This is a genomic window from Thermus sp. (assembly GCF_056332225.1).
In genome coordinates this window covers 1-11,164 of the sequence record NZ_JBWGQW010000046.1, presented here as the reverse complement: position 1 = coordinate 11,164, position 11,164 = coordinate 1, and the positions used below count along the sequence as shown (strand labels likewise).

Genomic DNA, 11,164 nt, shown 5'->3' with positions numbered 1-11,164 from the left:
CAGTTCTTCCCTTGGGGATGGGCAATATGCGCTTTCACCTTCTCATCGCCCCTTTCTCCTGTGGCTTTTCATCGGCATAAACCCCCGAAAACCCCCGTTATTCGCCGTGTGCATATTCCAAACTTCATCTTTCTCATAAACCCCCCTCTGGCAGTGCCGTCCAGGACGGGGTTCTTAGGGGGGTAGAGTTGCAAACCACATAGCCCCGTAAGGGGATTGCGACCTAAAACTATTGATAGGATAGTGGGTAGGCGTACTCGGTTGCAAACCACATAGCCCCGTAAGGGGATTGCGACTCCAATTTTCTACTGGATGGTTTTATTGCCTGCAGGTGTTGCAAACCACATAGCCCCGTAAGGGGATTGCGACACCGTAGAACTCGAGGGCGGCTTTTGAAATGGAAGTCTTTGTTGCAAACCACATAGCCCCGTAAGGGGATTGCGACCCTGCAGGTCAAGCCACCCTTCCGGTACGCGGTAGCCCTCCATGTTGCAAACCACATAGCCCCGTAAGGGGATTGCGACTCCCACTCGTGGAGCGCGCCAGCCTCCAACAGAGCCTCGACGGTTGCAAACCACATAGCCCCGTAAGGGGATTGCGACTCTCGGCCAGGTCCCGCCCCGCCTCGCGGCCTACTCCTGGAAGTTGCAAACCACATAGCCCCGTAAGGGGATTGCGACTCCACCACCCAGGCGTGTTCCATCCCCTCCTCGTCTTCGGTTGCAAACCACATAGCCCCGTAAGGGGATTGCGACTAGGCTTGCAGGACCAAATCCCCACCTCGGGGTTGGCGTAGGGTTGCAAACCACATAGCCCCGTAAGGGGATTGCGACCCCATGGTGATCCCCGCGAGAGGAACGAATCGCATCTAGAAGGTGTTGCAAACCACATAGCCCCGTAAGGGGATTGCGACATGAGGGCGGGGTTGAGGTCCTGGGCCTCGTCCACCAGGGTTGCAAACCACATAGCCCCGTAAGGGGATTGCGACGCGGGCCTCAAGACCTCTTTGTGGGAGGCCCTTCGGGCGGGGATGCCCGCCTCGAGGCCCCAGCTTCCCGGGAGAAAAAAGAAGAGCCCAGGCCTGCCTGGAGGGGCTGAGCCGGGAGGCAGCGCGGAAGGGAGCGGTGGCCGAGGCTATGGGAAGCCTGCGGAGGCGGTTGGAAGAAGGGGCGTTGCCAGGCCCATGCGTGGGCGCCTAGTCTGGGTCGCCCGGCGCGCCGGTGGGCTCGGCCACGCTTAGGGGGAGGACGTTGGGGTGGTGGAGGCCGCCCTCCACCTTGGTGAGCCAGTAGACCTGGGCCACGGCTTCCTCCAAGGGCAGGTCTCCTTGGACCACCTCCACCTTCAGGGCCTTGGGCCAACCGGGATGGCCAGGGTGGGCGTGGAGGTAGGCCAGCTCCGGGATGGGCCGGAAGTAGGTGCCCAAGGGTAAGGCCTTTTTGGAGAACCGGAGGCGGCTTGTCTGGATTCGCACCAAGGGCAATCCCGTCCAGCTGAGCACCCTTTCTAGGGCCTCGTCGTTTCCTCGGAAGTGGACCACCAAAGGCTGGGGTAGGGCCTTTTGGGGCAGGTCGGAGCCCTGATCGGCGAGCTGCCCTTCCGGGGAGAGAAGCCTCCAGAAGAAGCCGTTCCGGGTGTGGACGAGACCGAGCACGTGGCGTGTGAACCCCTCCAGCAAAAAGGGAATAGCCCCCGCCTTGCGGGCCAGGTTATAAGCCAGCTCCCTCAGATGGGGCCGATTTTGGAGGGTCGTGGGCTGGACCCACTGGACGATCCGGGCTGAGGTCTCTAAGGCCTTGTGCACCCGCTTTAGGACCTCAGGAGCCACCTCTTCCGGCGCCAGGAGGAACGCGATGTCCGCGGCGAGCGGGCCTCCCTGCAGGGCTTCGCCCGTTTTGGGGTCGTAGACCAAGGGGGGACGCTGGAGCTCCAAGGAAGCGCCCATCTTCTCCCAGGTTTCTAGGAAACTTGGGGAGGAAGGGGTCAGGGCGAGAAGGCGCTGCCCTTTGGAGGACCGTTTGAGCTGGTTTTTGTCCACGAAATGGAGGAGGAGGAGCTCCCGGGCACTGATTCGGAGCCTGTCCTCCGCATAGGCGGGGCGAGCCTTCCACTCTTCGGGCTTTCCCCGGGGTTTTACCTTGATGTGGGCCTGGGTCTGACCCGCGGGGGATTTCGCGGAAATGGACAGGTCCATCTGGGGAAAGGCGAGGTGGAAGACCGCCTTCCCCAGGGGGCGGAAAAAGCCCTTTTGCAACACTTCCTTCGGCTCACGGCCAAGGCCCTGGCCCATGCGAAGGGCGCCTTGGGCTACCGTGGCGAGGCGTTCCGGGGGAAGGGTCCAGGGCTCGGGGTCCAGAATCCCTTGGAAGACCAGGCGCACCTTTCCGTCCAGATCCTTAAAGCTGAACTGGCTTTCCCGAAAGGTGTCCTGGGAGAGTCGGCGAAGGCCCGAGCCCTGAGCGAGCGGCGCCTCTATTTCCGAGAGCACCCGGGGGTGAAGGAGAAGGTGGGCCTCAGGAGAGGCTTTCTCTAGAGGGACGTCTCTCCTTTTGTTGGGGTCCAAGGCCTTGAGGGGAGGGGTTTCCTGGAGGGCCCGAAGGTGCTGGAGCGCCTCGTTTCCCAGCTCGGCTAGGGTGGCCTTGGTAAGGGCCTGCTTTTCCAGGTCCACCAGGGCGAAGTAGGCGCCCTCGAGGCGGACCACCTCCACCCAGTACCCCTGATGGAGGCGCACGGCCAAGGGGACCTTGGGCCCTCGAGGCCGGAGGTTCAGGTAGCCCGCGATCTCCACGTAATCCTCGGGGTCAAACCACGTCCTGCCGCTTCGGTAGAAGCCTTTTTGGACGAGAAACCGGTGGAGGAAGCCGTTGAAGGCCTTGGTCGCCTCCCTGGTGCCTCTTGGCTTGGAGGTGCCGAGGAGGGGGGCTCGGGCCTGGGGGGCCTCCACCCCGTAGACCCAGACCTCTTCTCCCCGGATCTCGGCGAAGAACCCCTGGGACCGGAGATAACCCAAAAGCTTCTCGGGCGCCCGGTGCCGGTACCGGTAGATGCGGAGACTTTCCGGGGACACGAGGAGAGGAAAGAGGTTGGCTTGGAGCATGAGGGGTTCACGCCTTCAGAAAAGGGCTAGGTTCGCCCCAGTAGCCCACCCAGAGGTGTTCTCGGGCGCGGGAAAAGGCCACGTAGAGGAGGTTGCGGTCCTGCTCCTCCAGGTGCGCCCGTTCCTCTTCCGAGGGGGCTTTCTTGAGGAGGGACTCCAAGGGGAAGAGGTCCCGGTTGGCCCCGAACACCGCCACGGCCCGGAACTCCAGCCCCTTGGCGCTGTGCACCGCGCCCAAGCGGACCCCTCCCTCTTGCTCCTCCTTGTCGGAGAGGAGGGTGGCCGGGATGCCGTGGGCCACGAGCCGTTCCCGGAGCCCCCGGGCCAGGTCCCGGACCCGGGTGAGGACCCCGATCTCCTCCGGCGGGATTCCGAAGTCCAGGTGGTTTCTCACCCAGGCCACCAGGTCCTCGGCGCAGTCCTCCTGCGTGGGGAAGCCCCGGACCGAGGGCGGGGGGCCCTGCAGGAGGGAAAGCACCTCCCGCACCTCTTCCTCCACCTCGGGGGGAAGGAGGCCCTCCGCGGCCTGGGCGATCTCCCGGGTGGTGCGGTAGTTCACCTTGAGGCGGATGGAGCGGCCCCGGACCTCGAGGCCCATGGCCTGCCAGGAAAGAGGGGCCCGGTAGATGCGCTGGGCCGGGTCTAAGGCGAAGAAGAGGTCGTCCGGACCCTCTTCCACCAGGGCGCGCAGGAAGAGGAGCTCGGCGGGGCCCAGGTCCTGGGCCTCGTCCACCACCGCCGCCCGGAAGCGGGGGAGCTCTCCCGCCTCCGCCTTGGCCCGAAGCCGGTGCAAAAGCCGGTTGAAGGTGAGGAGCCCCTTGGCCTCCATCCGCTCCCAGACCTTCTGGAAGGCGTCAAAGAGCCTGCGCCGCTCCCGGGCGGTGAGGGGCACCCCCCGCCCGCTCCTGGGGAAGCCCTTGTAGAGGTCCCACTCGTAAAGGCCCCAGGCGTCCAGGAAGGCGAACTCCGAGCGCAGGAACCCGGGCTCGTAGGAAAGGCTCGAGGCGGCCTCCGAGAGCCAGGGAAGGTACTCCTCTTCCTTGGCGATCTGCGCCGGGCCCAGGTGCTTTTGGTGGAGCCGCACGGCCAGGCTGTGGAGGTTTTCCACGGTAAGGTTCCCCGGCACCTCCCCGAGGAGGAGGCGGAGCCCCGCGCGGAGGCGGGCCGCCAGGAAGCGGTTGTAGGAGGTGAGGAGGAGGGGGGCTCCCGGGTAGCGCTCCGCCAGCTTGGCCGCCCGGTGGAGGGCCACCACGGTCTTCCCCGTGCCCGCGGAGCCCGTGACCCGGGCGGGGCCCTGGAAGGCGCGCTCCACCGCCTCCCGCTGGGCCGGGTGGAGGAAGACCATCCACCGCTCCCAGGGGTGGGAGAGGGCCCGGCGGAGCTCGTCCAGGTTCTGAATGAACTGCAGGTGCTGGCGGGAGAGGGGATGGCGGGCGAGGTCCTCCAGGGTCCTGACCTTGGGGGGCGGCACCACCTTCTTGCCCGCGCGGAGGTCCAAAAGCCTCTCCTGGACGTCCTGGGGGAGGCCGGAGAGGAGCTCTAGGAGCTGGTCCTCGTTTTCCACGAGGAGGAGGGGCCGGAGGTAGGAGGGGGGCACCCCCAGGTCCAGGAGGTAGTCCTCGGGGTAGTTGAGGAGGGGGCGGACCTCCCGGGGCACCACCTTGATCTCCTCCACCACGCGGAAGATCTGGAGGACCCCGGTCCTCGGGTGGACCTCCGCCTGGTGGTTCTCGGCCCAGCGGTAGGCGTCGTCGTGGTGGTCCACGTAGACCAAAATGTACACCTCGCGGCCCTCGTAGAGGATGATGCGCAGGTCCAGGTTGACGTAGATGGACGAGAACCCCTTTTTCCTCAACTTGTGCCACTTAATGCTGGGGTGCTTGGGGTTTTGCAGGAAGAGGAAGACGGTCTCCCGCACCTGGTCCTGCTCCTCCCGGGTGAGCTCGGAGAGGCTTTTATAAAAGGACTCCGCGATGGCCACGTTCATAGGACCCTCCTCACGCCTTCAAGTATCGCACCACCTCCTCGGGGGGCGTGTCGGGTTTGACCGCGAGGCCGAAGCCCTCGAGGCCCGGGGGCACGAGCCGCTTCCCACCCCAGCGGGCCACGCTCTGCCCCACGATCCGCCCCCCCTGGACCAGGTCCTCCCCCACTTCGTCCGGGGGCGGGAAGCCCAGGCGGCGAAGCCCCTCGAGGAGGGGCCGGTAGGCGGGGTCCGCTAAATCCAAAGCTTCCTCCCAGCTCTCCTCCGGTCCGGCCCCCAAAAGCCTTCTGAGCTCAGCGAAGGCCTCGTCCCAGGGTTCCCCGTCCCGGAAGACCACGTAGGGCACCCCGAGGAGGGCGAGGCGCCCGCGGAGCTCCCGGTCCTTCCGGGCCCGCTCGGGGTCCTCGTGGGGCGGGCCGTCCACGAAGACCCCTATCCCCTTCCGGTAGAAGAAGTCCAAGCGGGTGTGGGTGCCCCCCAGGTCCAGGACCCGCTGGGCCTCCTCGGGGAGGGGAAGGCCCCTCCGGCAGCATTCCAGGAGCCAGCGCCTTTCCAGCTCGCTTTCGCAAAGGGCCTGGAGCGCCCCAAGCCCGGGGCAGGCCTCCTCCTCCCGCTCCTCCCGGAATAGGGCCTCCTGAAGCTCGGCGAAGAAATCCAGGACCAGGGTCCGGTCCAGGAGGGCGTGGTGGGCCTGGTTGCCGTAGTCCATGAGGCAGTCGTAGCAGGCCCGCTCGCAGGCGTTCTCCTCGCCCTGGTGCATGAGCCTTAGGGCGGTGGCGGCGAGCTCCTTTAGGGGATGGGGCGTCTCCTCGGGGGGCCAGGCGGCGAGGGCGGCGAGGGCCCCCAAGCCCCCCTCGTACCCCTCGGCCAGGACCACCCGGTAAGGCGCCCGGCCGCCCGAGGTCTTTTGCAGAAAGCCAAAGAGCTCGTCGTCGGCCAGCTCCAAGACCACCAGGGCGGCCTTGCGGAAAGCCGCGAGAAGGCTTAAGTAGAAGGCCTCTTGCTTCTCCGGGGGCACCCCGGGGGGAAGGGGCACCTCCAGGGCCAGGACGTCGCTTTCCGCCCGGGCCTCGAGGACCACCCCCCGTTCCAGGTCCGCCTCCTGCCCCCCGGCGGGGCAGCGGCCCTCCTTGCCCTCCTTCCAGGGGTGTTCCTCCAGCTCCTTTTCCGTGAGGAGGAAGCGGCGGCACCTTTTGCAGTAGACGAAGCCCCCCTGCAAGGGGGTGTCCTCCTCCTCCAGGAACCAGGCCCTGAGGCCCTTGTTCAGGGCCACCACCTCGGCGTTGTGCTCGTAGAGGAGGCGCACCTCGCCGCTTCGGTAGGCCTTGGGGGCCTTGGGCCTCCAGTCCCACTCCACCTCGTAGCCGAGGCGGGCCCGGTCCTCCTCGTCGCTGGTGATGCGCCTTTGGGGCAGGCCCAGGAGGGCCGGGGGCGGGAGGAGCTTGAGGGTGGGAGGCTCCGCGGCGAGGCTCGCCCCGCAGGCCCGGCAGGACCCTTCCACCTCCACGTGGCCGCAAGAAGGGCAGCGCTTGGCCGGGCGGAAGGCCTCGGGCCTGGGGAGGAGGGCCAGGCGGTTTAAGTGGTAGCGCCTGCCCCCGTAGTAGAGGGTGTTGCCGGGGGCGAGCTCGGTGAGGGCGATGAAGGTGGGCCTCTCCAGGCGGCGCACTTCCCCGCTTGGCGTGACGAGCTCGGCGGAGGCGGTGGCCCGGCCGAAGGCGTAGTTGGGGAGGAAGCCCCGGGTCTCCAGGTAGCCCCGGAGCTCCATCTCCACCAGGAAGCGCCGCTGCCGGTCCGCCCGGTCCACCTCCCCCCGCACCTCCTCAAAGAGGGGGTTCTTGGGGCCCATGTGGCCTAGGCGGGTGGCGAACTCGGCGTAGCGGGCCTGGGCGTCTTGGTACTCCTCGCGCCAGGGGTCAAGCTCGCGGTCCAGGTCGGCGAGGAAGCCCTCTACCACGCTTCGGGCCAGGTCCTCGGTAAACCAGGGAAACCGGGCCATCTCCTGCCGGAAGGCGCCCCGCACCGCCTCGAGGATGGCCTCCTTGTGGCGGGCGATGCCCTCGGCGAAGGGCTTGAGGAAGCCTGGCCTCAAGGGGAAGGCGTGGCCTTGGTCCTCGTAGTCCAGGGCCTCGGCCACGGTCCTGGGGAGGGAGAGGTCCCACTGGGCCAGGACCTCGAGGACCAGGGCCCGCACGTGGGCCTGGATGAGCCTCGGGTTATCCAGGAGGAAGCGGGGGGCCTGGATCGTTCCCCGGACCATCTTTTCCGGGTAGCGGTAGAAGTAGGCGTCGTGGCCCAGGGCCCCGGCGAAGGCCTGGATGAGGGCGGGCTGTCCCTTCCGCCCCGCCCGGCCCGAGCGCTGGGCGTAGCTTGCGGGGGAGGGGGGGATGTTGCGCAGGAAGACCGAGGAGAGGGCCCCGATGTCTATGCCCATCTCCAGGGTGGGGGTGGCCACGAGGAGGCTTAAGGGGTCTTGGGGGTTGCGGAAGCGCTCCTCCAGCTTCCGCCTCTCCTCCCCGGGCACCTGGCCGGAGTGGGCGCGGGCCTCGAGGGGGGCGGGGAAGGGCCGCCTGCGGTAGAGGGCCTCGTAGAAGGGGTGGACCTCCCGCTCCTCCAGGGCCTGGGCCGGGTACTCCGGGGAAAGCCTTAGGGCGTAGAGCTGGCCCGTGTAGGTGCTCCGGGGGCAAAAGAGGTAGCGCCCCTCGGTCTTCTCCAGGAGGATGGCCGTGGGGCTCAGGGCCAGGCCCTGGACGCGTTCCTTGCCGTAGGCGGGAAACTCCACCGGGAGGAGGACCCTCGCGTCCTTGAGGGCCCCCACCACCCGGCGGAGGAGGGCCTGGGCCTCCTCCCGGGGCAGGTTCAGGGCCCGCATGGTCCAGGCCTCAAAGAGGCTTGGCCGCCGGTCCCCGTAGAGGCGGAAGGCGTGGCCGAAGCGGGGCGGCCTGGGGGGTCGGGCCTCCAGGAGGAGGGCGGCCCCCACGGGCTCCACGAAGACCTCGTGGGGGTAGGCGGCCAGGGGCTCTTCCACCTGGTAGCGGAAGTGGAAGGGGTTGAGGAGGGGGTGGGCGATGGCCCCCCGCCTTCGGGCGAGGTCCAAAAGGCCCGCCAGGTAGTCCCGGCGCACCTCCTCGGGGGCCTCGAGGCCCTTCCAGACCCCTTCCTCCCGCACCAGGTCCTCCAGGTGGCGGTAGCGGTAGCGCACCAGGCCCGCGGCCTCCAGGTTCTTGAGGTGGGGCTGGGTGTTGCGGGTGGCCTCGAGGACCGCCGCCAAGGAGAGGAGCTCCTGGTACGCCCGGCCCTCGGGGCCGAAGGGGTCGTAGAGGGCTTGGGCCTCCCGCCTGGGGTCGCTCCGTTGCCACGCCTCGTAGACCTGGCGCCCAAGCTCCGAGAGGAAGGCGGGGCCCCGTTCCAGGACCTCCAGCACCGTCTGGCGGAAGAGGACCTTGCGGAAGAGGTCTTGGAAATGGCCCGCCTGGAACTCGGCGTCCTGGCGGTTGTCGGTGAAGACGATGACCTTGCGCTCCTCCTCGGGGAGGGTGGCCAGGGTGGAGAGGAGGAGGAGGTCGGTGGCGGTGGAGCGGCCCACCAGGCCGAAGGCGGCGAGCTTCCGGATCTCCCCGCCCCGCCGGGAGTGGGCCACCTGGCAGGTGGGGCAGAACTGGAAGGGGTAGGGGAGGACGGCCACCGGCACGCCCCCCTCCTGGGCCTCCCCCGTGAAGGGGTCCAGGGTGAGGTTTTGGGGAACCAGGCCCGCCCGGTCCCGCTTGACCCGGCCCTTCTCGTCCAGCCAGTCCTCGGGGAGGGGCTCCTTCTCGGGGTGCCAGAACCCGGGCCGGAGGTAGCGCACCTCCTTGCGGGAGGGCTCCATCAGGGAGGGCCCGGGAAGGTAGCGGCCCTTCTCCAGGCGGGCCACCAGGTACTCCTGGCCGCAGTTGCGGCAGAAGACCACGGGGTAGGCGGGCCTGCCCTTCAGGTTCCGCTCCCCCTTGAGGGAGAGGCCCACAAGGTCCAGGGTGGCGGTGAGGTCCGGGGCCTGGGCGTAGAAGGCGTGGATGCGGGGGATGAGGTAGCCCGTGGCCGCCCCCACCCTTAGGCCCAGGGCCACCTCGGCCCGGGCCTGGTCCTCCGGAACCCCCTCGGCCTTGGCGAGCTCCTGGGCGAGCTCCCCCAGGGTCTTGGGCTCGGCGAGGGCCCCTTCCAGGAAGAGGACCACCCGGCGCACCCTGGCCTCGCCCCCGGGGCGCGCCCGCACGGCCTCCTTGAGCTCCTCGGGGAGGCCCGAGAGGTCCAGGGGAGGGGGGTCCTCGAGGGTCTCCCCGATGACCCGGGCCACGGGGGCCCCGAAGAGGCTTTCGGCGAAGCGCCGGATGGCCTCCTCCCCCCGGTCCACCGTGGCCGAGGTGCCGATGACCTGGAGGCCCTCCCCGGCCCCGGTGTGCTGCCTCAGGCGCCGGATGAGGAGGGCCACGTCCGCCCCCCTGAGGCCCGCGTAGGTGTGCACCTCGTCCAGGACCAGGTAGCGCAAAACCCCCCGGTGCTCGGGAGGGAAGAGGAGGCGGTCCTCGCGGCGGGTGAGGAGGAGCTCCAGCTGGACGTAGTTGGTCAGGAGGAGGTCCGGGGGGTTTTCCCGGATCTCCTCCCGGCTCAGGACCTCGGCGTCGCTCACCGTGCGCTCCAGGCTGAGGCGCTCCCTTAGGGCCTGCCCCTCCTCCCGGGTGCGGGGGGTTTCGCCGTTGTAGAGGGCGATGCGGAGGCCCGAGCCGTGGAGCCTCAGGGCGAAGTCCCGGTACTGGGAGTTGGCCAGGGCGTTCATGGGGTAGACGAGGACCGCCTTGACGCCCGGGCGGCGCTCCCTCAGGGCGTGGGCCAGGATGGGCATGCCGAAGGCCAGGCTCTTCCCCGAGCCCGTGCCCGTGGCCACCACGAAGCTCTCTCCCCGTAGGGCGGCCCGCAGGGCCTCCTCCTGGTGGACGTAGGGGTGGAAGGGGGTGGGGTCCTGGAAGTCTTCCGGGTTGCGCCTCAGGAGGGGGCGGATCTCCGGGGGCAGGAGGCCTTCCCGGATGAGCTCGTCCACGCTTTTCCCCAGGCGGTAGCGCCTTTTCTGGGCGATGAAGGGCTCGCGCCAGAGGAGGTCCTCCTCCTCCACGCCCTTCCGGAGGAAGTCGGCGATCCGTGGGTTCCTGGGCTCCACGAAGCTTTCGGCGTAGCCCCGGAAGCTTTCCTGGATGCTTTGGAGCTGGGCGAAGGGGTCGCGCTGGGGCGCCCCCGCCCTCAAGGAGGTCTCGGAGAGCCCAAGCCGGGCGAGGGCCCAGGCGCGAAGGGCCTCGGGCATGGTCCCCACTCCCAGGCGGCGGGCCACTTCTTCCGGGGAAAGGTCCAGGGCGAGGAGGGGAGAGAAGAGGGCCTCGAGGCCCTCCGGACTCGCCTCGGTCACCCCCGACCAGTCCAGGGCTTCCCCCTGCACCAGGCGGGGGAGGACCTGGGCGAACCAGCGCTCGGGGCGGAGGTCGTCGGGCTGGAGCTTCCAGGGCATGTTCTAAGTTTAAACGGCAGGGCGTGGCCCGTGATCTTGGGCCTTTGCCGGTCGGCAAAAGCGGGTATGATTGGGACGAGAATGGGAGGGGAGAACGGCAGGAACAACCCCTTGACTCCGGGCGAGCCTCGAGGGGCCTTCCCCCCGGGGGAGCGCCGGGACCCGAGGGACGCTCCCCTTTACACCCTCCGGGAGGCGGCCCGGTACCTGGGCGTGCCGGAGGCCACCCTGCGAACGTGGGTGCGGGAGCGGGGCTACCTGGCGCAAGGCGGTTCCAAGCGAGAGTGGTCGCCGCCCTTGATTCAAACCCCCGGGGGCGGGCCGTTCCTATCCTTCCACAACCTGGTGGAGGCCAACGTGCTGGCGGCCCTGCGCCGGGAGCACCGCATTTCCATGCAGCGGGTGCGCCAGGCGGTGGAAGCGGCCAAGGAGCTGCTTCAGGTAGAGCGCCCTCTGCTTTTAGACCTTCAGGCAGGCCTCGGGGAGGTCTTCGTGGAGCACGGCAGAGAACTTCTCTCCCTGACCCGGAGCGGCCAGGTGGCCTTGCGGGAGA

Annotated in this window: 4 protein-coding genes and 1 CRISPR repeat array; of the genes, 1 reads left to right on the top strand and 3 read right to left on the bottom strand. The window is 68.3% G+C overall.

What is annotated here, in order from left to right; genetic code table 11:
- Nucleotides 1-187: 187 nt before the first annotated feature.
- Nucleotides 188-988: direct repeats of the CRISPR family, unit length 36 nt; unit sequence GTTGCAAACCACATAGCCCCGTAAGGGGATTGCGAC.
- Between the two features lie 207 nt (nucleotides 989-1,195).
- From AC01Y6_RS08160 to AC01Y6_RS08150, 3 genes are read right to left on the bottom strand one after another with little or no spacing between them, the layout of a single operon-like run.
- Nucleotides 1,196-3,067, bottom strand: a complete 1,872-nt coding sequence (locus AC01Y6_RS08160) for a hypothetical protein (protein ID WP_476671062.1) — start codon at nucleotides 3,065-3,067, stop codon at nucleotides 1,196-1,198.
- 37 nt (nucleotides 3,068-3,104) lie between these two features.
- Entirely contained in the window at nucleotides 3,105-5,084 is a 1,980-nt protein-coding gene (locus tag AC01Y6_RS08155; protein WP_476671061.1) for a 3'-5' exonuclease, read from the bottom strand.
- Between the two features lie 10 nt (nucleotides 5,085-5,094).
- Nucleotides 5,095-10,611 carry a DEAD/DEAH box helicase gene (locus AC01Y6_RS08150; RefSeq protein ID WP_476671059.1) on the bottom strand — a complete coding sequence of 1,839 codons (5,517 nt, stop codon included), beginning with the start codon at nucleotides 10,609-10,611 and terminating at the stop codon, nucleotides 5,095-5,097.
- Between the two features lie 66 nt (nucleotides 10,612-10,677).
- Here AC01Y6_RS08150 and AC01Y6_RS08145 point away from each other — a divergent pair.
- A partial coding sequence (locus tag AC01Y6_RS08145) for a helix-turn-helix domain-containing protein (RefSeq protein WP_476671057.1) occupies nucleotides 10,678-11,164 on the top strand: 487 nt, incomplete at its 3' end.

What these genes read in the sequence shown, in the direction of transcription:
- AC01Y6_RS08155 (WP_476671061.1), bottom strand. Translation starts at nt 5,084, where the DNA reads ATGAACGTGGCCATCGCGGAGTCCTTTTATAAAAGCCTCTCCGAGCTC.
- AC01Y6_RS08150 (WP_476671059.1), bottom strand. Translation starts at nt 10,611, where the DNA reads ATGCCCTGGAAGCTCCAGCCCGACGACCTCCGCCCCGAGCGCTGGTTC.